The organism is Pseudomonas sp. TH34 (assembly GCF_016650865.1).
GTDB classification, from domain to species: Bacteria; Pseudomonadota; Gammaproteobacteria; order Pseudomonadales; family Pseudomonadaceae; genus Aquipseudomonas; species Aquipseudomonas yamanorum.
Genome location: NZ_JAEKFB010000033.1, coordinates 556,874 through 579,689, shown reverse-complemented (window position 1 = coordinate 579,689; position 22,816 = coordinate 556,874). Strand labels below are relative to the sequence as shown.

Here is a 22,816-nt window from a genome sequence, read left to right as displayed (position 1 = left end):
GTTGGAGAGATGCCAGAGTGGCCGAATGGGACGGATTCGAAATCCGTTGTACCTTCACCGGTACCTAGGGTTCGAATCCCTATCTCTCCGCCATTACATAGATAAAGCCCCGCAGTTGAATAAACTACGGGGCTTTTTCGTTTCTGATCTCAGGCAATCTTTACCGGTTTTATCAGGCTTTCTGCCGGAATCCCAAACATCTGATGCAGCTTCCAAATCATCGGCAGCGTAAGCGCCCGCTTTCCATTCAGTACCTCATAAACCCGATTTTGTCGGCCAATAGCAGGGACCAGATCAGCCGCTGATAGCCCCGACTGCTCCATTCTGAAACGAATGGCATCCACCGGGTTGGGTAAGTCCACCGGGAAGTGCTTCGCTTCGTACACTTCAATGAGTGTAATCATCACATCCAGATAGTCGCCTTCAGGCGTCCCGGGTTCCGGCTCGTTGTCGAACAATGGCGATACAGCCTTCAGCGCGTCCCGGTAGTCTTGCTCGGTGTGTATAGGGCGAATATTCATGGCTTACTCCATTTCAACGGTATCGGCATCAATGACGTCGTACTGCTTATGCGTACCGACGAATTTGATATAGAGGGCGCCGTAGCGATAAGCCACGGCGACCACGAGCCGATAGTCGTTACCTCTGATGTTGAACACGACCCTGCGGCTTTTGAGAACGCTGGCGTGACGAAACTGAGCCTTGATATCAGCTGGAGTTTTCCAGTCTGCTTTTTTGACCTCATCAATCCAGGCGAGGAATGATTGCTCTGCATCCGGGTGTCTTTGCCAAAAGGTCTTTAGGTGGCTGACAGCTACGATTCTCATTAAAGATCCTAGTCCCGTGGTGGGACTTTTTCAAGTGCGGTTCATCCGATGGGTGATGTTCAGATAAGCCGTAAGTCTCATAAAACGCGAAGTGGTAGGCGAGGCATTTGGTTTCTGGGTGTTTTCCTCCCAGCCTCAAAAGCGTTTTATCCGGTGGTACTCACATAAACTTTCACTCACGACTGAATAACTCCCCCCACTGCGGTGTTCACCACACAGACCACCCAGGAAACGCCCATGAACATCCCCGCCGACCGCTACGACCGCTTGACCCGCACCTTCCACTGGCTGACCGCCGCGTTGGTGATCTTCATGTTCGCCAGCGCCCATATCTGGGAAAACCTGGAAAAAGGCACTCCTTTGCGCAAGGGCCTGCAATCCGTCCATATCTCCCTGGGCATCGCCATGGCAGTGCTGATCGCTGCACGTATCCTCTGGCGGCTGTTCGGTGGTAATCATCCAAAGGCCGACAATCACCCAGCGCTTAACGTGGCCGCCAAGATCGCCCACGGCTGTCTATACCTGTTACTACTGACGCAGGTGATTCTGGGCTTCCTGTTCCGCTGGGCCCAGGGCGAGCCCTTCAACTTTTTCGGACTGTTCCCGGTGCCAGCGCCTTTTGTGATTGATCACGAATTGCGCGGCACCCTGGGTGGCCTGCACAACAACGTCGCGTGGGCGATCATCGTGCTCGCGGGGCTGCATGCCTGCGCCGCGCTGTGGCATCACTACATCCAGCGCGACAGCACGCTGCGCCGCATGCTGCCCGGCCCTCGGGGCGATCTTCAACACTGAGTTTGCTGCTGTACTTTCCCTATCGTTACGGAGCATGAATGCCATGAAGAATCGTCCCGAACACGCCGTTGGTTACCGCACCGCTTTGTTCTTCGGCGCCTGCATGGCCGCCGCGCTATTGGCCGGCCAGGCCCATGCCTCCGGTGACGAATCGGCGCCGCCCAAGCCCAACTGCCCCAAAGGCCAGGTCTGGGATACCAAGACCGGTAAATGCGTGCTGCAAACCAGCAAGGCCACGTCGGACGCCGACCGCACCGACTACGCCTATCGCCTGGCCAAGGACGGGCGTTACGAAGAAGCCCTGTCATTGCTCGACACCCTGCAAAACCCGAACACCGCCAAGGCCCTGAACTACCGCGGCTACGCCACCCGCAAACTGGGGCGCACCGATGAAGGCATCAGCTACTACCTGAAGTCCGTGGCACTGGACCCCAACTACGCACAAGTCCGTGAGTACCTGGGGGAGGCCTACGTCATCAAGGGCCGTGTGGACCTGGCCCAGGAGCAACTGGTGAAGATCAAGGCGTTGTGCAGCACCACCTGCGAAGAATACGAAGACCTGGCCGAAGCCATCGCCGCCGCGCCTCAGGCTTGAAGCTGTGAGCGAACAGCCGGGAGATCACCATCACCACAGACGCTGAGTTGCGCCGTGAGTTGAGCCAGCTATTGCCACGTTTATGGCGATACGGGTTGGTGCTGTCGCGACAAAAGCATGTGGCTGATGACCTGGTGCAAGCAACCTGCGTGCGGGCGTTGGAGCGTGCAGGCCAGTTCGTGACTGGCACGCGGCTGGACCGCTGGTTGCTGACGATCATGCATTCGATCTGGCTTAACGAATTGCGTGCCCAGCGAGTACGGCAAGGGCGGGGGTTTGTCGACGCCGAGCAGGCGTTGTCGTTCGACGGTGAAGCCCTGGCTCAGGACCAGGTCCTGGCCGCGCAGGTGATCAAGCGCGTCAATGCATTACCCGAAGCGCAGCGGGAGACTGTTTTTCTGGCCTACGTCGAAGGCCTCTCATACAAGGAAATTGCCGAAGTCCTGCATATTCCCGTAGGAACGGTGATGAGCCGGTTGGCCGCTGCGCGCATGAAGCTGGCTGAAACTGCGCACTCAAGCGGCTTGTTGGATAAATCGAGCGGAGAACGACGATGACTCAAAATACACCACCGTCGGATGAACTGTTGGTGGCTTACCTGGACGGTGAGTTAGACCCTCAGCAGCGTCAGGTTATCGATAACCTGCTGGGGATCGATCCTGCCGTGACGGCCCGCTTGGAGCTGCTCAAGCGCGGCCACTTGCCGTTCAAATCAGCCTTCGATTCGGTTCTCGATCAAGCCCCTACAGAGCGTTTGCAGGTGATGCTCGATGCCTTGCCGCCGGCACAAACACCCACCCTGAGTCGACGCAAATTTCTCGCGGTAGCAGCAAGCTTTGCGGTGGCCGGCGTGGTCGCTGATCGACTGTTCATGACCTGGCCCCGACCAGAGCCCGGTTCGGGCTGGCGTGCCTCGGTCGCTGAATACATGGCGCTCTACACGCCCCAGACCCTGGAAAACCTCAGCACTGACGCCGACTCCCATATCGCCCAACTCAGTTCGGTCGGGAGCCAACTCGGCCTGCCGTTGAGCCCGGATGCAGTGCACCTGCCCGGCGCCGAATTTCGCCGCGCACAAATCCTTGATTATGACGGCGTACTGATCGGCCAACTGACTTATCTCGACGCGCGGCACGGCCCGTTGGCGCTGTGCATTACGGCGGCGAAAAAAGGTGCGGTGGCCATGGCCACCGAACAGCGCCGGGGCATGAACGTGGTGTTTTGGTCCAGCCCGTCTCACGCCTTCATGTTGATTGGCAGAAATCCGTTTGAAGATTTGCAGATCATGGCGCGCAGTGCCGAGAAGGCTTTGTCGGCATAGCTTCAATGAGACGATGAGGGCGTCTGCAACGCTCGCCACCGAGCTGGCGTTGTCCCTTCCCAGGAACGAAACGCACGATAAAACGAGTTGGTATCTTCATAGCCCACCAGGCACGCGATTTCGTCTATCTCAATCGACGGCTCGGTGAGCAGGTGCCGTACCACCTCCTGGCGCGTCTCCAGCATCAGCTGCCTGAAACTGGTGCCGGCCTCGGTAATGCGCCGTTGCAACGTGCGTTCGCTCATGCCCAGCTCCCGCGCTACCTCGACCATCTCGGGGCGGCCACTGGCCAGAAAGCGCTTGAGGGTGACCTTGACCTGATGGCTGATGCTGGCCGGTGTCGCTGCTTCGGCCAGTGCCGCCACCAGGCCGGGGTTCAGCATTTCCAGCATTTCGGGGTTGTACCCCGGAAAAGGCCGGTCCAGATCCGCGGCATCCAGCACCAGTGCATTACGCTCGGCACCAAACCGCACCGGGCAACCAAAAAACTCGGCCAATACGTTGCTGCCGTCCCCTGCGCGTGCCAGTTCGACCTTCAGAGGAACAATCGGCGTACGGGAACCCCGACGACCCAACTCGACAAACGTGGCAAACGCCGCATCCACCAGCAACGCAGGCGGCGCCTCTGGTGTGTGCAACCAGTCGATGGTCACCGTGCAGGTACGCCCATCCTCGGCAACCAGCAGGCGCTCAGGCGTGCACAGTTGTTTGAAACGGGCGAGGCGGTGCAGGCCATCGCGGTAATCCCGGGCGATAAACGCGGCAAAGCTGGAGGGCGGGAGTGCGGCGATATCCAGCCCCGTCACCAGCAAGATTCCGACCGCCGGATCAGGGTTAAGCGTGCGCACTGCCTCCCAAAGGCGAAAGAACTCCAGCGTCGTCACCTGCCGCCGGTCTCGGCGCTCGCGCAGATGCAGGGTCATGGGCAAGCGTGCCTGACGCAACACCGCCGAAGGCTCCAGGCCGAGGCTTTTCAGCGCCTGCCAAAACACGTCGGGTATGTTGAAACGGGGTTGGGTCGCGTCAGGCATTGAGCACCTTTTTCCAAACTGTGAGATTAATCCGAGGCCGACACGCTGAGGTCATGCCACTTCTTATCCGACTCGGCCAAATCTGCGGCTGCACGGGCGGCGTACTGCACGGCATCGCTGCCGATCAGCAAGCGTAGTGGGGCGTCTTTATTCAGCGCCAGCTCCAGCACGATTTCGGCAACCCGGTCCGGACCGGTGGGCAGGATGCCCGGGGAGTTGAGCAACTCAACCAGGGCGCCGACCGTTTGCTGGTAGGGCTCACTGATGGCGGGAATGGTCATGGAGCTGCCCGACCAATCCGTGCGCATGCCGCCCGGCTCCAGCACGGTGACCTGGATGCCCAGCGGGGTGACTTCCTGTGCCAGCACCGTGGAAAAACCACCGACGGCCCATTTTGCGCTTTGGTACGCGGCCAGGCCTGCCATGCCGATACGTCCACCCAGCGACGACACCTGAAAGATATGCCCATTGCCTTGGGCCCGCAGCACCGGCACCACCGCCTTGCTCACGTGCACCACACCGTAGAAGTTGGTGTCGATCTGCGCCGAAAAATCCTTCAGGGTCACGTCCTCCACCGAAGCCAGATCACCGTAGCCGGCGTTATTGACCACCACATCCAGGCGGCCAAAATGTTTCACCGCAGCGTCTACCGCTTCCAGCACCTGCTGGTTGTGGGTGACATCCAGCGCGACGGGATAAACCGCATCACCGTATTCGGCCACCAGGTCATCCAGTTGCTTGGGATTGCGCGCGGTGGCAACCACACGATCACCGGCGCGCAGCGCGGCGACGGTAATCGAGCGGCCGAGGCCGCGGGAACTGCCGGTGATAAACCATATTCTGGACATTCGGACACCTCTTCGTTTGAGACTGTGGGAGCAACCTGTGAACGAATGATGGTGGACGGGCGCTTCTCATACACTAGCAAGAGGGCGCCAAGTGACTTGCGAATCACGCCATTTATTCGGCAGCCAATCGCGCCGACAGACTCTCAATAAACACCGTCTCCGCCCGGCTCATCTTCTGCTCACGATTCCACAGCAGGTGGATATCCACGTCGGTAATCCCTTCGTCCGGCGGCAAGCGCCAGAGCAGCCCATTCTTCACATCCTCGGCCACCACATGAATCGGCAGGCAACCCAGGCCGAACCCGGCAATCACCAAGCGCCGAACTTCCTCCAGGCTGGAGGACGACGCCACGATGCGTCCGCTGAAGCCTTGCTGATCGCGAAAGATCGTCAACGGCGAGAGCATCCCGCCGATCTGGTCGCTGGTGAAACTCACGAAGTTCTCCGACTGCAAATCTCCCTCCGCCAGCCCGGTGCGTCCGAACAACGGGTGATGCCGCCCGCAAAAAAACGCATAACGCTGACGAAGGAACAGATGCTGCTCCAGCCGTGGCTGCGGCCGTCGATTAAGGCTTAGGCCCAACGTCGCGGTTTTCTCCAGCAGGGCAGCAACGATGTCAGAGCTGCGCATCACCTCAACGTCCAGGTCGACCCTGGGATGCTGGCGATGGAAGTCCGCCAGAAACTCATCAAAGGTGTCCGAGTTGATCCGGCTGATCATCAGCAATCGCACTTTGCCGAGCACCTCGTCGCCAGGCTTTTGCAGGGCGTTGCTCATCTGTGAGACCTGGCCATACATCTCGCCGGCGATCGCGAAGATTTGCTCGCCAGCTTCGGTCAGCACGAAACGTGGCCCGCGACGAGCGATCAGTTGGCAGTCGAGCTGCTCTTCCAGACGCTTGAGCGCCTGGCTGATGGCCGGTTGGGTCAAGTGCAGGCGCGCGGCGGCGCGGCTGATGCTCAATTCCTGGCCGATCACCCGAAAGGTGCGCAGCAGGTTCCAGTCCAGGCGGTCATTGAGCTGCGGGTGAATATCGCGGCGGTTTTCTGACATGGCGACAGCTCGATAATAAGCAGGATTTATAATCGGAATAATAAATAGAAAATTGACTAATCATAGCGCCGAGACGAAAAATCCCCCTCAACCAGCGCCATCAGAGCGCGAGCGCCAGACCTTTCTCCTGCCAAAAAAATAACCAAAGGAGCCAGCCCCATGAAGCCATCCGCTTCGCCGCAGCCTCGCCGTGCCGCGGCCGCCGCTTTCATCGGCACCATGATCGAGTGGTACGACTTTTACATCTACGCCACCGCCGCCGCGCTGGTGTTCGGTCAACTATTTTTTCCTTCCGACGACAAACTGTTCAGCACCATGGCCGCGTTCGGCACGTTTGCCGTGGGCTTCTTCGCCCGGCCGTTGGGCGGCATTGTGTTCGGGCATATCGGCGACCGTATCGGCCGCAAGAAATCCCTGGTGATCACCTTGGTGATGATGGGCGTGGTCACCGTATGCATCGGCCTGTTGCCGACCTATGCGCAGATCGGCGTCGCGGCGCCGGTGTTGCTGGTGCTGCTGCGCATCGTGCAGGGCATCGCCGTTGGCGGCGAGTGGGGCGGGGCGGTGCTGATGGCCGGTGAACATGCACCCAAAGGCCGTCGCAACTTCTTTGCCTCCTTTGCCCAGTTGGGCAGCCCGGCGGGGTTGATCCTGTCGTTGCTGGCCTTCAGTGCGGTAACCCGTTTGCCGGAAGCCGACCTGCTCAGTTGGGGCTGGCGCGTGCCGTTTCTGGCCAGTGCCTTGTTGTTGATCGTCGGCCTGGCGATCCGCCTGGGCGTCAACGAATCCCCCGAGTTCCTCGAAGACAAAGCCAAGGCCGAAAAAGCCCGGGCCATCACCCAGGATCAGGCGCCGGTGATCGAAGTGCTGAAGACGGCCTGGCGCCCGCTGCTGCTGTGCATCGGCGCCAACACCTTGGGGATTGCCGGGGTGTATTTCACCAACACCTTCATGATTGCCTACACCACCCAGCAACTTAACCTGCCGCGCTCGTTGATTCTGGAGTGCCTGTTTGTCGTGGCCATCATCCAGTTCTGCGTCCAGCCGCTAGCGGCCTGGGTGGCGGAGAAGGTCGGTGCCACACGCTTTCTGTGTGCAATGACGGTGCTCGCGATGGCCTCGCCTTATCCGATGTTTGTGCTCGTCAGCAGCGGCCAGGCGCCGTTGATCATCCTTGGCATCGCCTTGGCCGTGGTGTGCATGGCCTCGTTTTATGCCGTGATCGCCGGCTTCGTCAGCGGCCTGTTCGAAACCCGCGTGCGCTACACCGCCATCTCCCTGGCCTACCAAGTGTGTGGCGCGCTGGCCGGTGGCCTAACGCCGTTGATCGGCACCTGGCTGGCCCATGAATACCAAGGCCAGTGGTGGCCGATGGCAGTGTTCTACAGCGCGATCGCGGCGGTTTCGCTGGTGTGCGTACTCGCGTTGTCCCGCCGTCACGCCACCGCCCACCGCCTTGAAATGGCTTGAAGCGTTTGATTGGAGAGTGTCTATGTTGAAGATTAATGGCGAGCGTCTGTGGGCCAGCCTGATGGCCATGGCCGAGATCGGCGCCACGGCCCGTGGTGGCAGCTGCCGCCTGGCGTTGAGCGCCGAAGACCAGGCGGGTCGCGCGCTGTTCAGCCGCTGGTGTGAAGATGCCGGGCTGACCTTGAGCGTCGATGCCATTGGCAACCTGTTCGCCCGCCGCGCCGGTACGGACAATGAAGCGGCCCCAGTGATGATGGGCAGCCACCTTGACACCCAGCCGGAAGGCGGGCGCTTTGATGGTGTCTATGGTGTGCTGGCCGGATTGGAGGTGATCCGCAGCCTCGACGACCACGGCATCAAGACCCGCAAACCACTGGAAATCGCGGTGTGGACCAACGAGGAGGGCGCCCGTTTTACTCCGGCGATGCTCGGCTCGGCGGTGTTCACCGGCACCTTGGCGTTGGACAAGGCGCTGGCCACTCAGGATGTCGACGGTATCAGCGTCGCGGATGCGTTGCGCAACACCGGCTACAACGGCGAGCGCCCTCTGGGTGGTGCGGTGGATGCGTATTTTGAAGCGCACATCGAGCAAGGTCCTATCCTGGAAGACAACGCCAAGAGCATCGGTGTGGTCACTGGTGGCCAGGCGATTCGCTGGCTGGACGTGCGTGTAGAAGGCATGGCTGCCCATGCCGGCACCACACCGATGCCGCTGCGCAAGGACGCCTTGTACGGCGCCGCGCAGATGATTCAAGCGCTGGAAAACCTGTCGGCTGATTTTGCGCCTGAAGGCCTGACCACCGTGGGCGAATTGAGCATCGCCAAGTCGTCGCGCAACACCATTCCTGGCTTGCTGAATTTTACCGTCGACCTGCGCCATCACCGCGACACCGACATCGAAGCCATGGAGCAACAGGTGCGCACCCGCTTGCAGGATATCGCTGCCCAACGTGGTCTGAGCGTCACCGTCAGCCCGCACTGGATCAGCCCGGCGACACCGTTTGACGCCGAGTGTGTCGCCTGTGTGCAGTCTGCTGTGGATGCGTTGGGTTATGCCCAGCAATCGATAGTCAGCGGTGCTGGCCACGACGCCATCCACCTGGCGCGGTTCTGCCCGACGGCGATGGTCTTTATCCCGTGTGTGGGCGGCTTGAGTCATAACGAAGCGGAAGACGTGCTGCCCGAGGACGTTCGCCAAGGCACCGATGTATTGCTCAATGCCGTGTTGAAACGTGCCGGCCAGGTTCAGTAAGGAGAAATCCCATGCGTACTTTTTTCCACCCCGAACAACTCCTGCACCATCCTCGCAGCTACTACTCCCGAGGCCAGATGCGTACCCCGCAGGAAGTACCGGAGCGCGCCCGCAATCTGCTGCTGGCTGCCCAAACCCTGGGCTTCGAGATCCAGCAACCGCACGACCATGGCCTCGATCCACTGTTGGCTGTACACGGCGCCGCCTACCTGACCTTCCTCCAGGAAGCCCACCAGCGCTGGAAAGAAATCCCTGAAGACTGGGGCGACGAAGTCATGTCCAACATCTTCGTGCGCGAGCCCAACGCCCTGCGCGGCATCCTCGCCCAGGCGGCGCGCTATCTTGCCGATGGCAGTTGCCCGATTGGCGAACTGACCTGGCGTTCAGCCTATTGGTCCGCCCAAAGCGCCGTCGCTGCCGCTAAAGACATCCTCGATGGCGCGCCGGCAGCCTATGCGTTGTGCCGCCCGCCAGGTCATCACGCCCGCTTCGATGCTGCCGGCGGGTTCTGCTACATCAACAATGCGGCGGTGGCGGCGCAGGTGTTGCGCGATGGCTTCGAGCGCGTCGCCGTACTCGATACCGACATGCATCACGGGCAAGGCATCCAGGAGATTTTCTACGACCGTGATGACGTGCTGTACGTGTCGATTCATGGCGACCCGACCAACTTCTATCCGGGGGTTGCAGGCTTTGCTGAAGAGCGCGGCGCAGCTAAGGGCGAAGGCTTCAACCTCAACCTGCCGATGGCGCATGGTGCCAGTGAAGCGGTGTTCTTTGAAAAGCTGGAGCTGGCCTTAAAGGCGGTGAAGGACTTCTCGGCGGACGTGCTGGTGTTGTCGCTGGGGTTCGATATTTACGAGCTGGACCCACAGAGCAAAGTGGCAGTGACGCGGGAAGGGTTTGCGCGGTTGGGTGAGTGTATTCGTGGGTTGGGGCTGCCGTGCGTAATCGTGCAAGAAGGCGGCTATCACCTGGAAACGCTGGACAGTAATGCGCAGGCGTTTTTTGAAAGTGCGCAGGCGTGGTCTATCTGACCTGCTGAATAAAGAGTCTCGGACTGCCTTGGAAATACCTCCGAGGCGTGTCTGTTCCGTAGGGCTTTCAGGTAGGTAATTTATATCCGCTAACTTCTGGTCAATACCCCTCAAGTCCTATCCTGGCTGGCCGAAACTCTGTCATACGATGTCGTATGACAATAATGAGAACAATCGCCATGTCGCTCCGCAGCCTGTCCATCGCCCGCCGTGCGGGTCTCGGTTTTGCCTTGATTGCCTTGCTCGTGGCGCTGCTCGGGTTCTTTGCGCTCTCGAACATGGCGAGCATCCGTGAAAGTGCCGTGCAGGTTGAAAGTGGCCTGGTGCCGAAGATGCGCCTGGTCTCGGACATTCGCGAAATCATGCTGCGCATCCGCACCATTTCCCTGCGCATGGCCCTTGATCCCAATCCCGCGAGCCTCTCGCAATACCGTAGCCAGATGGACACCCGCAGCCAGGATCTGACGAAGAAACTGGCCGACCTGAATGCGGTGATTGATACCCCCGAGGTACGCAATCTTTATGATCAGTTCCAGGTCTCCCTGCGTCAGTATCAGCAAGGTCTCACTCAGTCATTCATCCTCGCCGACAAGCAGCAGACCACTGAGCTGAACAAGTTGCTGCTGGTGGACATGAAAACCGTGGTCGACGGTTCCGGTAATCAGCTCAATGCCCTGGCCGACTACTACAACGCCCAGATAAACCTGCAGGGCCAGACGGCGCAGGCGCAGTACAGCCGCTCACGCACGATGGTCTTCGGCTTCGTGCTGCTGGCGGCGTTGAGCACGGTGGCCTTGGCGTGGTTGCTGACGCGTAGCATTGTGGGGCCCCTGAGCCACGCGGTGCGTGCCGCGGAAAACGTCGCTCGGGGCGACCTGACCCAGACCGTTGAAGTCACCGGCGACGACGAAGTGACGCGCCTGCTCGTGGCACTGCAGAGTATGCAAGGCAACCTGCGCGGTACCTTGCAGTTGATTCGCCAGTCGGCTGGGCAGATGGCGGCCTCGGCCACCGACCTCAACGGCATCACCGACCAGAGCAGCCGCAGCCTGCAAAAGCAGACCGCTGAAATCGAGCAAGCCGCCACCGCGGTCAACGAGATGACTTCGGCCGCCGATGAGGTGGCACGCAATGCCGTTTCCACCTCCGAATCCACCCGGCTCTCCAATGAAACGGCCCGCGACGGCCAGCAGCGCGTCGGCGAAACCGTCAGCGCGATTCAGGCGCTGAGCACCAACATCGGTGAAACCTCGAACCTGGTGCAAAACCTCGCCGATCAATCGCGGGACATCGGCAAGGTGCTTGATGTGATTCGCTCCATCGCCGAGCAAACCAACCTGCTGGCCCTGAACGCCGCCATCGAGGCTGCGCGTGCCGGTGAGTCCGGGCGTGGCTTTGCAGTGGTGGCCGACGAAGTGCGTGCGCTGGCCCATCGCACCCAGCAATCGACCCTGGAAATCGACCAGATGGTGACCGCGATGCGCAGTGGCTCCAGCGAGGCACTGACCTCAATGCAATCGAGCACCCAGCGTGCCAGCGAAACCTTGATCCTGGCCGAAGGCGCCGGTGGCGCATTGAGCCAGATCACCGACTCCATCGATCAGATTCACCAGCGCAACCTGGTCATCGCCAGCGCCGCCGAGGAGCAGGCCCAGGTGGCGAAGGAAGTGGACCGCAATATCGTCAATATTCGTGACCTGTCTGCGCAGTCGTCCTCAGGCGCGGGACAGATCAATGGGTCGAGCCATGAGCTGGCGCGGTTAGCGGTGTCGCTCAATGAGGCGGTGGCGCGGTTTCAGCTGTAACGGGGTCTACCCGTGCCACGGACGGCACCAATTCCAGGATACGGTCACGGCCACCTTCGGCCACCAGGTACGTTCCCTTCGTCGTACGCACAATCGACTGTGGCGCCTTCAGGAAAGACAGAATCGTCTGCTGGCGTCCTTGCTTGTTGATCAACAACAAACGCGCTCGGTGTGTGGAATCTTCGTTGATCCATAACCCGCGTTCATCGCACATCAGGAAGGTGGGTTTGTTCAGTTGGCTCAGTACCACCGGGTCGCTACCGTCGTTGGTCAGCTCTCGGACCACGCCCTTCTTCTTTTCCGTATAGAGCATGCGCCCATCCGTGCAGCGAACAATCGACTCGCCTTCGCTGAGTTGGTCACGCACGACGCTCAGTGTCTTGTCGCTCCAGCGATAGCGCAGGATACGGGCAGCTACCTTGCGGTCTTCGATGGCGTAGAGGTACTCACCGTCGTCCCACAGCCCTTGCACGCTGTCTCCTCTGAACAGCTCAGTGACGACGCCGTCCTTGAGGAAACTGACCGGCGCGCCATCCACTTCCTGGCTGAACACCCAGCCGCCCTGAGTGGCGACCATGCCATCGGGCTTGGATAGTTTTCCTACAACCAGCTCGCGTTTTCCGTCGGGCAAGATGCGTACGATACTGCCAAGCCCATCGCTCAATTCCTGGCTCACCATCAGCGAACCGTCGGGCATCGGCATCAGTGATGCGGCCTTTGCTACGTCGCGGTGGACGACATGAACACTCCAGTCTTCGGCTGCGCTGACCGGGTAGAAGCTTTGCCAGGCGAAGAAGCCCAAAGCTGCAAGGCAGAGCAAACCCAGGAGCCACAAACCCGGTCGAAGCGCGCGATAGAGAGGCGCAGGGCTGGAAGTCCTTTTTATTGTTTCATCCATTGATTGCGTTACCGGTAGCTATTCGTGAATAGAACGATTGGAGCTGAAGTTAACCGTTGTCCTCGTTCTGCAAGAGGGCTGCGTAATCTTGCCCTCCGTAGAACACCCCTAGAATCGATACCGTTTCAGTGTCGGCATCTACTGTAAAAGCGATGATGGTGGTGTGCCGATAGTGAGTGGTACGTAGAGTGGGTAACACGTCTTCACGGCTGATGCCGCGCAGAGGAAACAGAGACAGGTTTTCGCAGTAAGTGATGATGGCATCTACATAGCGCGCAGCGATGACGGGTGAGCCGGCCTGGGTGATGTAGTCTTCAAGTTCTTCGAGTTGCGTTACTGCCTTGGGTGAAAAAGCTACCGTGTAGGTCACGACTTACGGTTGCCTTTCTGTTGGCGTTTGGCTGCCATGTATTCGCGGACCTGGGCGGCAGACAGCGCGCTGTCTGGATCGGCCTCGAGGGCGACGGCTGCTGGAATCACTTGATCCTGAAGCCAGTTTTCCATTGCTCGGTCACGTGCCAGCAAGATTCGCAGCCCGTCGCGTATGACTTCACTTTCACTGGCATATTCGCCAGTGCTCACTTTGGCTTTGACGAGTGCGGCCATCTCAATCGGCAAGGTGATGCTCATTTGCTGGGTTGAGCGCATGGTAGCGTCCGCTTTTGCTGGGTAGGATTTAATCCTACTCAACGCTGGGCGTGTTGCAAGCGGTAACTGACCAGTGTGAGTCGCTAGAGTCTCCTGAAGTGACCAGCGTGCTGTCTGTTTCGTGCAGATACTGATGGGGTAATCCATCGTCAAAGACTTTTCCATAGTGGGCCTAAAAGTGAGAGCTGGATTTGAGGCTGTCAGTATTGACGCTTTTCAGAAGTCTCGTTTCCAACCCACGCAAATTCCCTGCTGATATGTATGACCGCATATTTTCCGTAGGGTTATTGGCTGATCCTGAGTACGTGGCCCGCGCCAATAGCATCCCGCCAGCCCCCATACGATAATGCCCGCCACATCTGCTCAACCAATGGCTGCCCCCGTGATCATCAACTTCGACCTCAACGACCTCCAAGCCTTCCGCGCCGTCGTAGACAAGGGCAGTTTCCGTGCGGCGGCCGAAGCTATCCGTATCTCCCAGCCGGCCCTCAGCCGGCGTATCGAGAAGCTCGAATCCGCCCTCGACGTCAAACTCTTTGAACGCACCACGCGCCGGGTCAGCCTGACCATGGTTGGCCGTGCCTTCCTGCCGCAGGTCGAGCGCATGCTCGATGACCTGGACATAGCCCTGATGGGCATCAGTAACGTGGCTTCAACCCGTATGGGCAATGTCACCATCGCCTGTGTGCCGTCTACGGCGTACTACTTCATGCCCCACGTGATCTCCGAATTCCACAAGCTCTATCCGAAGATTCGTCTGCGGGTATTGGACGCGAGTGCGGGCGAGGTGTGTGCGGCGGTGGAAAGTGGCGAGGCGGATTTCGGCGTGAGTTTCAGCGGCAGCCTGGCGGACGGCGTGGAGTTCGAGTTGTTGTTGCAGGAGCGATATGTGCTGGCCTGTCGCCGGGATCATCCGCTGGCGGACCGTGCCAGTGTGACGTGGGCCGAGGCGTACGAGCACGACTACATCACCGTGGACAAGACCTCAGGCAATCGCTTCTTGCTCGACCAGGCCCTGCGCGGGGTGCGGGTGAAGAAGCAAAGCATCTGCGAAACCCATCACGTGACCACGATGATCGGGCTGGTGGAGGCGGGGTTGGGGGTGGCGATGGTCCCGTCGATTGCAATGCCGGGCGGGAAGCATCCGATTCTGACGAGTGTGCCGCTGGTGGAGCCGGAGGTGGTGCGCAACGTGGGGCTGATCAAGCGCCGCGGGCGTACGTTGACGCCGGCGGCACTGGAACTGGAGCGGTTGACGCGGGAGATGCCGTTCCGGTCAGTGTGAGACCGAATCCAGGCCGGTAGATTGCACCACCGGTTGTGCCTGGGGCGAGGCGAGGAATTGCAGAAGCTTTTTCGCCTGCGCCGGGTGTTCGGCGTTCACCGGAATGCCGGCGGCAAAACGGGTGACGGACTGCACGTCTTCCGGGATTTTTCCGACGTAAGTCACGCCCGGAATCGGCAGCAGTTCGGACACTTGTTGCAAGCCTACTTCGTAATCACCCTTGGCCACCTGTGAGGCCACCGGGATGCGTTCGATCATGGTGCCTTTGGACGGCATGCCGAGCTTCTTGAACAGTTCCTTTTCGACGTAGACGCCGCTGGCGCTGTCCGAATACGCGACGGATTTGGCGTTGGTCAGCACCGTCTTCAGTTCGGCGTCGGTGGCAATCGAAGGCTTGGTTGCGCCTTCCTTGACCACCAGGCCGATGCGCGAATCCGCCAGTTCAACGCGGGACGCTTTGTCGACCTTGCCTTGCTTGATCAGCTCGTCCAGGGCGTAGCCGACCATGATCACCACGTCGGCGTGTTCGCCACGGGCCAGGCGGTTGGGAATCGCTTCCGGCGCCTTGCCCATCGACGGGCCGAGGATGGTGTCGAGGGTATCGCCGCTCTGGGTGGCATATTGCGCACCCAGCACCTTGTAGGCAGCGGTGAAGCCGCCGGAGGTCATGACTTTCAGCTCTTCAGCGTGGGCGACCATCCCCAGGGAACCGATCGCCAGTGCCACCAGTGTTTTCAATAGGGGGTTCATCAGCGTGACTCCTCAGGCAACTTGCAGACGGGCGCTGGCACGGCGATACAGTGCGAACGTCGCGCACAGGGCGCACAGTGCGGCGAACATCAGCCAGTAGGCCGGCGATGCCTTGTCGCCCGTCTCGTGGATAAACCACGTGGAAATCGCCGGGGTAAAACCACCGAAAATGGCGGTCGCCAAGCTGTAGGCCAGGGAGAAGCCCGCCACACGCACTTCCACCGGCATGATTTCGGTCAGGGCCGGGATCATGGCGCCGTTGTACATGCCGTAGAGGAAGGAGAACCACAGCAGGGTTTCCAGCATGTGCGCGAAGCTTGGCGCGTTGACCACGTAGGAAAGTGCCGGGTAGGCGGTCAGCACGGTCAGGGTAGTCATGGCGATCAGCACCGGCTTGCGGCCAAAACGGTCACTGAGGGTGCCGCCGATGGGCAGCCAGATGAAGTTCGACACGGCTACCAGCAAGGTCACCAGCAGGGCGTCGGAGGTGGTCAGGTTAAGCACGGTCTTGCCGAAGGTCGGCGCATACACGGTGATCAGGTAGAAGGCAGTGGTGGTCATCGCCACCATCATCATGCCGCCGATGACGATGGTCCAGTTCTTCACCAGGGTGGCCAGCACTTCGCGCATGGTGGGGCGGTGCTTGCGGTTGGCGAACTCTTCGGTTTCCTGCAGGTTGCGACGCAGGACGAAGATGAACGGGATGATCACGCAGCCGATGGCGAACGGAATGCGCCAGCCCCAATCGGCAACCACGGCCGGTTCCATCCACTGGTTCAGGCCATAACCCAGGGCGGCCGCGACCACGATGGAGATCTGCTGGCTACCCGATTGCCAGCTGGTGTAGAAGCCCTTGCGGCCCGGTGTGGCCATTTCGGCCAGGTACACCGACACACCGCCCAGTTCGGCACCGGCCGAGAAACCTTGCAACAAGCGGCCCATCAACACCAGCAGCGGTGCCCACAATCCAATGGTGTGATAGCCCGGCACCAGCACGATCAGCAGGGTGCCGCTGGCCATGATCGCCAGGGTCACGATCAAGCCTTTGCGACGGCCCACGTCATCGATGTATGCGCCGAGGATGATTGCGCCCAGCGGACGCATCAAAAAGCCCGCGCCGAACACGGCGAAGGTCATCATTAATGACGCAAATTCATTAGCAGCGGGGAAGAAGGCGGCAGCGATATAGGTGGCGTAGAAGCCGAACAGAAAGAAGTCGAACTGTTCGAGAAAGTTGCCGGAGGTGACGCGAAAGACCGCGCCGACTTTGGAGCGGGCAGAGTCAGGCCGAGAAGGGTTTTGCATTTTTTTGTGTCTCCAGCGTTCTTTTTAAAGTGCTTGTTTCGCTTAAGACCGCGGATAGTGGCTGACACATTTGGAAATGATAAGTGAGTTGTTTACATGTATTGATGCGCCGTGGTTATCAATTGCCGGATGCACACAAAACCGCTCACTCATCTATGCTTCCCCAGTGTGTCCAATTCTTACGGACGGGAGGTGGGTATGAGTAACGAGCAGAAGCAGCGCGAAGAGCTGGAGCAGGAGCGGGCGAGGAAGCTTCACGAGGAAGAAAAACCGCAGACCTGGAAGCATCCGGACGATGGCACGGAGCTTTCCGAGCGCGATCAGGAGCGCCCGCTCAGGCCTTGATGCAGGCATTTCATTGTGGCGAGGGAGCTTGCTGTGGCGAGGGTGCTTGCTCCCGTTGGGCTGCGAAGCAGACCGCATATCCAGGGAGTGCTCCGCACTCCAGCGGGAGCAAGCTCCGTCGCCACATTACGATTCACTGAATCGGCGTACACAACTCCACCAGCGTGCCATCCGGGCAACGCACATAAGACACCACCTGACCCCAAGGCTTGGTGCTCGGCTCCGAGAGTTCTGTCGCACCCTCGGCCAGCGCTCTGGCGTGGGCCTTTGGCACATCCTCAGTTACGAATCCCAACTCCATCCCCAGCGGCTGGCGTGAAGCATGCGCCTCCACATGCCCGCCCTTGAAGTTCATCTCGCCCAACTCATGCGCTGCAAAAGAGAGGGTGGTATCACCGGTATCCAACTCGCCATAGGTCCCCGATTCATGCAGGAAACGGCGACTGAAGCCGAAGGCTTTTTCGAAGAATTGCAGGGATGCAGCGACGTCCGGGACGTAGACGATGGTGTAGGCAAATTTCATGGTTCAGCGGTCCTTGCTGGAGAAAGGGCTCATTAGAGTCAGCGTCGTCGATACCGTCAACGGGAAACTATTTGACATATTTGATTTGTGATCACATATTGGAGCCATAAGAACGACAACACAGGTTTTGACTCATGACAGATGGCCCGCTTCTCCTTCCCACCTTGCGCCAGGTGTCCCGCGATACCTTGCAAGACCAGGTCTATCGCCAGATCCGCGAAGCCTTGATGAGTGGTCGTTTCCAGCCCGGCCAGAAACTCACCATCCGCGGCCTCGCCGAAGCCCTCGGCTCCAGCCCCATGCCGGTGCGCGAAGCCCTCCAGCGCCTCAGCGCCGAAAACGCCTTTGAAGTCACCGAAACCTCCCGTCTGCGGGTACGCATGATGACGGTCGAACGCCTGCGGGAAATCCGCGATGCGCGGGTCGCCCTGGAAGGTTTGCTGGCAGAAAAGGCCGTATTGCTCCTGGAAAAAGCCGACCTCGACGAAATCTCCGACCTCTGCCAACAGATGCAACAGGCCGCCGACGAAGTCGACGTTTCCCGCTACCTGTGGAACAACTTCGCCTTTCACCGTCGGATTTATGCCGTGGCCCAAGCCGAATTGACCATGGCCGCCGTGGAAAACTTCTGGCTGCACATGGGCCCGTGTTTTGCCCTGGTCGCTCCCGACAAAGCTCACTTGCAGCGCTCGATGGAGGCGCATACGCGCATCGTCGAAGCCCTGGCCGCCCGCGATGGCGCCGGCGCCCGCGCTGCCGTGACCGATGACATCATGCAGGCCTCCGATTCCCTGGCGCGCCTGCTCGTCAAGAACGACCGTTCGCGGTCGTCTGTTTCAGGAGGTAAACGTGCATGAGTGTCCTACAGCGGCTGCAGCCCTATCCTGGGTTACGTGTGTTGATTTCCGGCGGGGCTGCCGGTATCGGTGAAGTGTTGGCGGCGGCCTATCTGGAGGCGGGCGCCAAGGTGCATGTGTGTGATATCAGCGAACCGGCCCTGGCGGCGTTTCGCGACAAGTACCCACGCACTGTTGCCACCCGTGCCGACGTGAGTGATGCCGCGCAGATCGAGGCGGTGTTCCAGGTGCAGCGCGAGCAATTTGGCGGGCTGGATGTGTTGGTCAACAATGCCGGGATTGCCGGTCCCACCGGCGGCATCGACGCCATCAGCGATGCCGAGTGGCAAGCCACGATCAACATCAACCTGACGGCGCAATACCGCTTTGCCCATCACGCAGTGCCGATGCTCAAGGAATCGTCCCACGGCCATCTGCTGCATATCGCCTCGGTTGCGGGCCGTCTTGGCTACGCCTGGCGCACGCCGTATGCCGCGACCAAATGGGCCATCGTCGGCTTGATGAAATCCCTGGCCTCGGAACTGGGCGAAAGCGACATCCGCGTCAACGCCTTGCTGCCCGGCATCGTCGAAGGCCCGCGCATGGACGGCGTGATCCGCGCCCGTGCCGAGCAGGTCGGCGTACCGGAAGCCGAGATGCGCCAGGAATACCTCAACAAGATCTCCCTCAAGCGCATGGTCACCGCCGAAGACGTCGCGGCCATGGCCTTGTTTCTCTGCTCGCCCGCCGCCCGCAATGTCACCGGCCAAGCGATCAGTGTCGACGGTAACGTCGAGTACCTGTAGGCCGCGTCAGCGTTTAGCCAAGGAAGAACACACAAGCCACACCCGGGATTTTTTTTCATAAGAATAAAAGTCGGAGAATCGTCATGTCCAAAAATCGTCCTGTCATCATTACCTGTGCCGTCACCGGTGCCATCCATACGCCGTCGATGTCGCCGCATTTGCCAATCACCGCGCAGGAAATTGCCGACGCCGCCATCGGTGCCGCCGAAGCGGGCGCCGCGATTGTCCACCTGCATGCCCGTGATCCCATCGATGGCCGTCCCAGCCAGGACCCTGCGTTGTTCGCCGAATTTTTGCCGCAGATCAAAGCCGCCAGCGACGTGGTGATCAACATCACCACTGGCGGCGCGCCGACCATGGGCGTCGAAGAGCGCCTGCAACCGGTGATGCAGTTCAAGCCGGAACTGGCCTCGCTGAACATGGGCTCGATGAACTTCGGCCTGTACGAAATGCTCAACCGCTTCACCGAGTTCAAGCACGACTGGGAGCGTCCGTACCTGGAAGAAAGTGACGACCGGATCTTCCGCAACACCTTCCGCGACATTACCCACATCCTCAATTCCTGTGCCGAAAACCGCACCCGATTTGAAATCGAGTGCTACGACATCGGCCACCTGTACACAGCCGCCCATTTCCTGGAGCGCGGCCTGCTGAAACCACCGTTGTTTATCCAGTCGGTATTCGGTTTGCGCGGCGGCATCGGCGGCCACCCGGAAGACCTGGCCCATATGCGCCGTACCGCCGACCGGCTGTTTGGCGACGACTACGTGTGGTCGATCCTCGGCGCCGGCCGTGGGCAAATTCCGTTGGCCACCATGGGCCTGTCCATGGGCAGCAACGCCCGGGTCGGCCTGGAAGATTCGCTGTGGGATGGCCCGGGCAAACTGGCCGCGTCCAACGCCGACCAGGTACGGCGCATTCGCACGGTGATTGAAGCCCTCGGCCACCGGGTCGCCACGCCGGATGAAGCGCGGGAAATCCTCGGGCTGAAAGGGCGCGACCAGGTCAACTTCTAAGCGATAAACCGGCCGCGTCACGGCGCGGCCATGTCCATCCCGCACAACAACAAAAAAGGGGATAACACCATGCGTATCGAAGTGCTTGTGGACGTGAAGACCACCCTGGGCGAAGGCCCGGTGTGGGACGTCGAGCAACAACGGTTGTACTGGATCGACAGCGCCGACGGCCGGATCCTGCGCTGCACCGAGGATGGCCGCGAACTGCGCGCCTGGGACGTGGGCCAGAAAATCGGCTCCATGGCCCTGCGGCATAGCGGCGAGCAAGCCATTGTCGCCCTGCAAAACGGCGTGCATCTGCTCGACCTGAACAGCGGCGAACAAACGCTGGTCATCGACCCGGAACCGGAACTGCCCAATAACCGCCTCAACGACGGCAAGGTCGACCGCCAAGGGCGGTTCGTCTTCGGCTCCATGGACACCCTGGAAGACAGCGCCAGCGCCAAACTCTACCGCCTCGACGCGGACCTGAGCCTGCACACCCTGGACGAAGGCATCATCGTGTCCAACGGCCCGTGCTGGAGCCCGTCGGGCGACACCTTCTACTTTTGCGACACCTGGTCCGGCGAGATCTGGGCCTATGACTACGACCTCGCCACGGGGGCGGTGAGCAATCGACGCACCTTCGCCATGGTCGACACCAGCAGCGGTGGCGCCGCCGACGGCTGCACCGTGGATGCCGAAGGCTGCCTGTGGCAGGCGCTGGTCTACGCCGGGAAACTGGTGCGCTACACACCTGATGGCCAGGTCGACCGAATCATCCAGATGCCGGTGAAAAAGGTCACCAGCCTGACCTTTGGCGGGCCGAACCTGGACACCCTGTTTGTCACCTCCATGGCCAAGCCACCGTTGCCGCGTTTCCCGGCCGATGGTCAGCAGCGCGGGGCGCTTTTTGCGATCACCGGGCTGGGCGTGCAAGGAATAGCCGAGCGACGGTTCGCCAGCTAGCGCGTTTTTTTCAACAAGGCACTTTCCTTTCGCAACCTTGTGTCAGTGCGCGCCCTCGCGCGCCTGGAGAAACCCATGGCAATCTTGAAAAAAGCCTCGCTACGCAGTATCCATCGGCACTCCTGGGTGTCGCTGCTGGTGTGCTGGATGATCTGGATCCTCAACGCCTACGACCGTGAGATCGTGTTGCGCCTGGGGCCGACCATCTCCAAGCATTTCGATTTGTCGGCCGATCAGTGGGGCACGATGGCCACGGTGATCATGCTCGCCCTGGCCTTGCTGGATATTCCCGGCTCGATGTGGAGTGACCGCTACGGCGGTGGCTGGAAGCGCGCGCGGTTCCAGGTGCCGCTGGTGCTGGGCTACACGGCTATTTCGTTCCTCTCCGGGTTCAAGGCCCTGAGCGGCAACCTCGCGACCTTTATTGCGCTGCGGGTTGGCGTCAACCTCGGCGCAGGCTGGGGCGAGCCGGTGGGCGTGAGCAACACCGCCGAATGGTGGCCGGTGGAGCGTCGTGGTTTTGCCCTTGGCGCGCACCATACGGGTTACCCGATTGGCGCCATGCTCAGTGGCATCGTCGCCAGCTTTGTCATCAGCACCTTTGGTGAAGACAACTGGCGCTACGTGTTCTTCTTCGCGTTTGTGGTGGCGTTGCCGCTGATGATTTTCTGGGCGCGTTACTCCACCGCCGAACGCATCACCGCGCTGTACGTCGACATTGCCGCCAAGGGCATGACCCCGCCGGACAACGCACCCGCCAGCCAAGTGAAGGGCCACGCCTGGCGCACCTTTATCGCCACGTTGCGCAATCGCAATATCGCCCTGACGGCGGGTAACACGATGCTGACCCAAGTGGTGTACATGGGCGTCAACATCGTGTTACCGGCCTACCTGTACAACATCGCCGGGCTGTCCCTGGCCGAGTCGGCGGGGATGAGCGTGGTGTTCACCTTGACCGGGATTCTCGGGCAGCTGGTGTGGCCGTCGCTGTCGGACATCATTGGCCGACGCGTCACCCTGATCATCTGCGGCGTGTGGATGGCTGCCAGTGTCGGTGCGTTCTACTTCGCCAACACCCTGACCCTGATCATCGTCGTGCAACTGTTGTTCGGCCTGGTGGCCAACGCGGTGTGGCCGATCTACTACGCGGTGGCCTGCGACTCGGCCGAGCCGTCGGCGACCTCCACCGCCAACGGCATCATCACCACCGCGATGTTTATCGGCGGCGGCCTGGCGCCGGTGCTGATGGGCAGCCTGATTGCCATGGGCGGCGGCTGGACCACCTTGCACGGCTACACGGTGTGCTTCTTCGTGATGGCCGGCTGTGCCCTGGGCGGGGCGCTGCTGCAATTGTTTTCCCATCGCCCGCCGGCGCTGGTTGCGCAACTCGAACCCTAGAACAACACCGATGCGTCCCCCAG

Annotated in this window: 26 protein-coding genes, 1 tRNA gene and 1 pseudogene; 17 read left to right on the top strand and 11 right to left on the bottom strand. The window is 60.4% G+C overall.

Going from position 1 to position 22,816, the window contains the following annotated elements; genetic code table 11:
* Nucleotides 1-3: 3 nt before the first annotated feature.
* Nucleotides 4-93, top strand: a tRNA-Ser gene (locus tag JFU58_RS28230).
* Between the two features lie 56 nt (nt 94-149).
* Here the strand turns inward: JFU58_RS28230 and JFU58_RS28225 are convergent.
* Nucleotides 150-521, bottom strand: a complete 372-nt coding sequence (locus JFU58_RS28225) for a helix-turn-helix domain-containing protein (protein ID WP_063032619.1) — start codon at nt 519-521, stop codon at nt 150-152.
* 3 nt (nt 522-524) lie between these two features.
* Nucleotides 525-827 (bottom strand): type II toxin-antitoxin system HigB family toxin, encoded by a 303-nt coding sequence (locus JFU58_RS28220; RefSeq protein ID WP_063032617.1) that lies wholly within the window; start codon nt 825-827, stop codon nt 525-527.
* Between the two features lie 237 nt (nt 828-1,064).
* Between JFU58_RS28220 and JFU58_RS28215 the strand changes: the two genes are divergently transcribed.
* Genes JFU58_RS28215 through JFU58_RS28200 form a run of 4 tightly spaced genes read left to right on the top strand, consistent with a single transcriptional unit; the run spans nt 1,065 to nt 3,538 of the window.
* Nucleotides 1,065-1,622, top strand: a complete 558-nt coding sequence (locus tag JFU58_RS28215; protein WP_201142869.1) for a cytochrome b — start codon at nt 1,065-1,067, stop codon at nt 1,620-1,622.
* Between the two features lie 43 nt (nt 1,623-1,665).
* Nucleotides 1,666-2,217 (top strand): tetratricopeptide repeat protein, encoded by a 552-nt coding sequence (locus tag JFU58_RS28210; RefSeq protein WP_017479232.1) that lies wholly within the window; start codon nt 1,666-1,668, stop codon nt 2,215-2,217.
* Between the two features lie 59 nt (nt 2,218-2,276).
* Nucleotides 2,277-2,774: an RNA polymerase sigma factor gene (locus JFU58_RS28205; RefSeq protein WP_201142887.1), complete on the top strand. Its 498-nt coding sequence runs from the start codon at nt 2,277-2,279 to the stop codon at nt 2,772-2,774.
* Nucleotides 2,771-3,538: an anti-sigma factor family protein gene (locus tag JFU58_RS28200; protein WP_201142868.1), complete on the top strand. Its 768-nt coding sequence runs from the start codon at nt 2,771-2,773 to the stop codon at nt 3,536-3,538. Before JFU58_RS28205 ends, JFU58_RS28200 begins: the two co-directional genes overlap by 4 nt.
* A gap of 2 nt (nt 3,539-3,540) precedes the next feature.
* On the opposite strand, the gene JFU58_RS28195 is transcribed toward JFU58_RS28200, so the two are convergent.
* From JFU58_RS28195 to JFU58_RS28185, 3 genes are all read right to left on the bottom strand, one after another.
* Nucleotides 3,541-4,569 (bottom strand): AraC family transcriptional regulator, encoded by a 1,029-nt coding sequence (locus tag JFU58_RS28195; protein ID WP_063032611.1) that lies wholly within the window; start codon nt 4,567-4,569, stop codon nt 3,541-3,543.
* 26 nt (nt 4,570-4,595) lie between these two features.
* The gene (locus JFU58_RS28190; RefSeq protein WP_063032609.1) at nt 4,596-5,417 is read right to left on the bottom strand and encodes an SDR family NAD(P)-dependent oxidoreductase; all 822 of its coding nucleotides are present in this window, start codon (nt 5,415-5,417) and stop codon (nt 4,596-4,598) included.
* 112 nt (nt 5,418-5,529) lie between these two features.
* Nucleotides 5,530-6,471, bottom strand: a complete 942-nt coding sequence (locus JFU58_RS28185; protein WP_201142867.1) for a LysR family transcriptional regulator — start codon at nt 6,469-6,471, stop codon at nt 5,530-5,532.
* 159 nt (nt 6,472-6,630) lie between these two features.
* Here JFU58_RS28185 and JFU58_RS28180 point away from each other — a divergent pair, with 159 nt between their 5' ends.
* From JFU58_RS28180 to JFU58_RS32705, 5 genes and pseudogenes are all read left to right on the top strand, one after another.
* On the top strand, nt 6,631-7,941 hold the full coding sequence (locus tag JFU58_RS28180; RefSeq protein WP_201142866.1) for an MFS transporter: 1,311 nt from the start codon (nt 6,631-6,633) through the stop codon (nt 7,939-7,941).
* A gap of 22 nt (nt 7,942-7,963) precedes the next feature.
* Nucleotides 7,964-9,193 (top strand): Zn-dependent hydrolase, encoded by a 1,230-nt coding sequence (locus tag JFU58_RS28175; RefSeq protein WP_201142865.1) that lies wholly within the window; start codon nt 7,964-7,966, stop codon nt 9,191-9,193.
* Between the two features lie 11 nt (nt 9,194-9,204).
* Nucleotides 9,205-10,230 carry a histone deacetylase family protein gene (locus tag JFU58_RS28170; protein WP_201142864.1) on the top strand — a complete coding sequence of 342 codons (1,026 nt, stop codon included), beginning with the start codon at nt 9,205-9,207 and terminating at the stop codon, nt 10,228-10,230.
* Nucleotides 10,231-10,385: 155 nt separating this feature from the next.
* A pseudogene (locus JFU58_RS32710) lies at nt 10,386-11,177 on the top strand (MCP four helix bundle domain-containing protein); the annotation flags it as partial.
* The gene (locus JFU58_RS32705) at nt 11,172-12,035 is read left to right on the top strand and encodes a methyl-accepting chemotaxis protein (protein ID WP_439898886.1); all 864 of its coding nucleotides are present in this window, start codon (nt 11,172-11,174) and stop codon (nt 12,033-12,035) included. The pseudogene JFU58_RS32710 and the gene JFU58_RS32705, both read left to right, overlap by 6 nt.
* On the opposite strand, the gene JFU58_RS28160 is transcribed toward JFU58_RS32705, so the two are convergent.
* From JFU58_RS28160 to JFU58_RS28150, 3 genes are all read right to left on the bottom strand, one after another.
* A complete protein-coding gene (locus JFU58_RS28160; RefSeq protein WP_201142863.1) occupies nt 12,004-12,855 on the bottom strand; it encodes a hypothetical protein in 852 nt (283 codons plus the stop codon). The genes JFU58_RS32705 and JFU58_RS28160 overlap by 32 nt on opposite strands.
* 127 nt (nt 12,856-12,982) lie before the next feature.
* The gene (locus JFU58_RS28155) at nt 12,983-13,303 is read right to left on the bottom strand and encodes a type II toxin-antitoxin system RelE/ParE family toxin (RefSeq protein WP_063032596.1); all 321 of its coding nucleotides are present in this window, start codon (nt 13,301-13,303) and stop codon (nt 12,983-12,985) included.
* Nucleotides 13,300-13,581 (bottom strand): ribbon-helix-helix domain-containing protein, encoded by a 282-nt coding sequence (locus tag JFU58_RS28150; protein WP_177070722.1) that lies wholly within the window; start codon nt 13,579-13,581, stop codon nt 13,300-13,302. The genes JFU58_RS28155 and JFU58_RS28150 overlap by 4 nt, the downstream gene beginning before the upstream one ends.
* A gap of 382 nt (nt 13,582-13,963) precedes the next feature.
* Between JFU58_RS28150 and JFU58_RS28145 the strand changes: the two genes are divergently transcribed.
* Complete coding sequence (locus JFU58_RS28145; protein ID WP_177070721.1) at nt 13,964-14,866, top strand: LysR substrate-binding domain-containing protein; 903 nt, start codon at nt 13,964-13,966, stop codon at nt 14,864-14,866.
* Here JFU58_RS28145 and JFU58_RS28140 read toward each other — a convergent pair.
* Nucleotides 14,858-15,616, bottom strand: coding sequence for a substrate-binding domain-containing protein (locus JFU58_RS28140; protein ID WP_177070720.1), 759 nt, complete (start codon nt 15,614-15,616; stop codon nt 14,858-14,860). The genes JFU58_RS28145 and JFU58_RS28140 overlap by 9 nt on opposite strands.
* A gap of 12 nt (nt 15,617-15,628) precedes the next feature.
* Complete coding sequence (tcuC, locus tag JFU58_RS28135) at nt 15,629-16,921, bottom strand: MFS transporter (protein WP_010176562.1); 1,293 nt, start codon at nt 16,919-16,921, stop codon at nt 15,629-15,631.
* Nucleotides 16,922-17,119: 198 nt separating this feature from the next.
* Here tcuC and JFU58_RS28130 point away from each other — a divergent pair, with 198 nt between their 5' ends.
* Nucleotides 17,120-17,266, top strand: a complete 147-nt coding sequence (locus tag JFU58_RS28130; RefSeq protein WP_201142862.1) for a hypothetical protein — start codon at nt 17,120-17,122, stop codon at nt 17,264-17,266.
* Nucleotides 17,267-17,399: 133 nt separating this feature from the next.
* On the opposite strand, the gene JFU58_RS28125 is transcribed toward JFU58_RS28130, so the two are convergent.
* The gene (locus JFU58_RS28125) at nt 17,400-17,789 is read right to left on the bottom strand and encodes a VOC family protein (protein ID WP_093200734.1); all 390 of its coding nucleotides are present in this window, start codon (nt 17,787-17,789) and stop codon (nt 17,400-17,402) included.
* A gap of 134 nt (nt 17,790-17,923) precedes the next feature.
* On the opposite strand from JFU58_RS28125, the gene JFU58_RS28120 reads away from it, so the two are divergent.
* The 5 genes from JFU58_RS28120 to JFU58_RS28100 all read left to right on the top strand — a co-directional run bounded on the left by JFU58_RS28120 (nt 17,924) and on the right by JFU58_RS28100 (nt 22,793).
* Nucleotides 17,924-18,646, top strand: coding sequence for a GntR family transcriptional regulator (locus JFU58_RS28120; protein ID WP_201142861.1), 723 nt, complete (start codon nt 17,924-17,926; stop codon nt 18,644-18,646).
* Nucleotides 18,643-19,431, top strand: coding sequence for an SDR family oxidoreductase (locus JFU58_RS28115; protein WP_201142860.1), 789 nt, complete (start codon nt 18,643-18,645; stop codon nt 19,429-19,431). The genes JFU58_RS28120 and JFU58_RS28115 overlap by 4 nt, the downstream gene beginning before the upstream one ends.
* Nucleotides 19,432-19,514: 83 nt before the next feature.
* On the top strand, nt 19,515-20,447 hold the full coding sequence (locus JFU58_RS28110) for a 3-keto-5-aminohexanoate cleavage protein (RefSeq protein ID WP_010176558.1): 933 nt from the start codon (nt 19,515-19,517) through the stop codon (nt 20,445-20,447).
* A gap of 69 nt (nt 20,448-20,516) precedes the next feature.
* Nucleotides 20,517-21,395, top strand: a complete 879-nt coding sequence (locus JFU58_RS28105; RefSeq protein ID WP_201142886.1) for an SMP-30/gluconolactonase/LRE family protein — start codon at nt 20,517-20,519, stop codon at nt 21,393-21,395.
* Between the two features lie 75 nt (nt 21,396-21,470).
* Nucleotides 21,471-22,793, top strand: coding sequence for an MFS transporter (locus JFU58_RS28100; RefSeq protein ID WP_177044996.1), 1,323 nt, complete (start codon nt 21,471-21,473; stop codon nt 22,791-22,793).
* Nucleotides 22,794-22,816: the final 23 nt, after the last annotated feature.

What these genes read in the sequence shown, in the direction of transcription:
- JFU58_RS28225 (WP_063032619.1), bottom strand. Translation starts at nt 521, where the DNA reads ATGAATATTCGCCCTATACACACCGAGCAAGACTACCGGGACGCGCTG.
- JFU58_RS28220 (WP_063032617.1), bottom strand. Translation starts at nt 827, where the DNA reads ATGAGAATCGTAGCTGTCAGCCACCTAAAGACCTTTTGGCAAAGACAC.
- JFU58_RS28215 (WP_201142869.1), top strand. Translation starts at nt 1,065, where the DNA reads ATGAACATCCCCGCCGACCGCTACGACCGCTTGACCCGCACCTTCCAC.
- JFU58_RS28210 (WP_017479232.1), top strand. Translation starts at nt 1,666, where the DNA reads ATGAAGAATCGTCCCGAACACGCCGTTGGTTACCGCACCGCTTTGTTC.
- JFU58_RS28200 (WP_201142868.1), top strand. Translation starts at nt 2,771, where the DNA reads ATGACTCAAAATACACCACCGTCGGATGAACTGTTGGTGGCTTACCTG.
- JFU58_RS28195 (WP_063032611.1), bottom strand. Translation starts at nt 4,569, where the DNA reads ATGCCTGACGCGACCCAACCCCGTTTCAACATACCCGACGTGTTTTGG.
- JFU58_RS28190 (WP_063032609.1), bottom strand. Translation starts at nt 5,417, where the DNA reads ATGTCCAGAATATGGTTTATCACCGGCAGTTCCCGCGGCCTCGGCCGC.
- JFU58_RS28185 (WP_201142867.1), bottom strand. Translation starts at nt 6,471, where the DNA reads ATGTCAGAAAACCGCCGCGATATTCACCCGCAGCTCAATGACCGCCTG.
- JFU58_RS28180 (WP_201142866.1), top strand. Translation starts at nt 6,631, where the DNA reads ATGAAGCCATCCGCTTCGCCGCAGCCTCGCCGTGCCGCGGCCGCCGCT.
- JFU58_RS28175 (WP_201142865.1), top strand. Translation starts at nt 7,964, where the DNA reads ATGTTGAAGATTAATGGCGAGCGTCTGTGGGCCAGCCTGATGGCCATG.
- JFU58_RS28170 (WP_201142864.1), top strand. Translation starts at nt 9,205, where the DNA reads ATGCGTACTTTTTTCCACCCCGAACAACTCCTGCACCATCCTCGCAGC.
- JFU58_RS32705 (WP_439898886.1), top strand. Translation starts at nt 11,172, where the DNA reads ATGCAAGGCAACCTGCGCGGTACCTTGCAGTTGATTCGCCAGTCGGCT.
- JFU58_RS28150 (WP_177070722.1), bottom strand. Translation starts at nt 13,581, where the DNA reads ATGCGCTCAACCCAGCAAATGAGCATCACCTTGCCGATTGAGATGGCC.
- JFU58_RS28140 (WP_177070720.1), bottom strand. Translation starts at nt 15,616, where the DNA reads ATGAACCCCCTATTGAAAACACTGGTGGCACTGGCGATCGGTTCCCTG.
- tcuC (WP_010176562.1), bottom strand. Translation starts at nt 16,921, where the DNA reads ATGCAAAACCCTTCTCGGCCTGACTCTGCCCGCTCCAAAGTCGGCGCG.
- JFU58_RS28130 (WP_201142862.1), top strand. Translation starts at nt 17,120, where the DNA reads ATGAGTAACGAGCAGAAGCAGCGCGAAGAGCTGGAGCAGGAGCGGGCG.
- JFU58_RS28125 (WP_093200734.1), bottom strand. Translation starts at nt 17,789, where the DNA reads ATGAAATTTGCCTACACCATCGTCTACGTCCCGGACGTCGCTGCATCC.
- JFU58_RS28120 (WP_201142861.1), top strand. Translation starts at nt 17,924, where the DNA reads ATGACAGATGGCCCGCTTCTCCTTCCCACCTTGCGCCAGGTGTCCCGC.
- JFU58_RS28115 (WP_201142860.1), top strand. Translation starts at nt 18,643, where the DNA reads ATGAGTGTCCTACAGCGGCTGCAGCCCTATCCTGGGTTACGTGTGTTG.
- JFU58_RS28110 (WP_010176558.1), top strand. Translation starts at nt 19,515, where the DNA reads ATGTCCAAAAATCGTCCTGTCATCATTACCTGTGCCGTCACCGGTGCC.
- JFU58_RS28105 (WP_201142886.1), top strand. Translation starts at nt 20,517, where the DNA reads ATGCGTATCGAAGTGCTTGTGGACGTGAAGACCACCCTGGGCGAAGGC.
- JFU58_RS28100 (WP_177044996.1), top strand. Translation starts at nt 21,471, where the DNA reads ATGGCAATCTTGAAAAAAGCCTCGCTACGCAGTATCCATCGGCACTCC.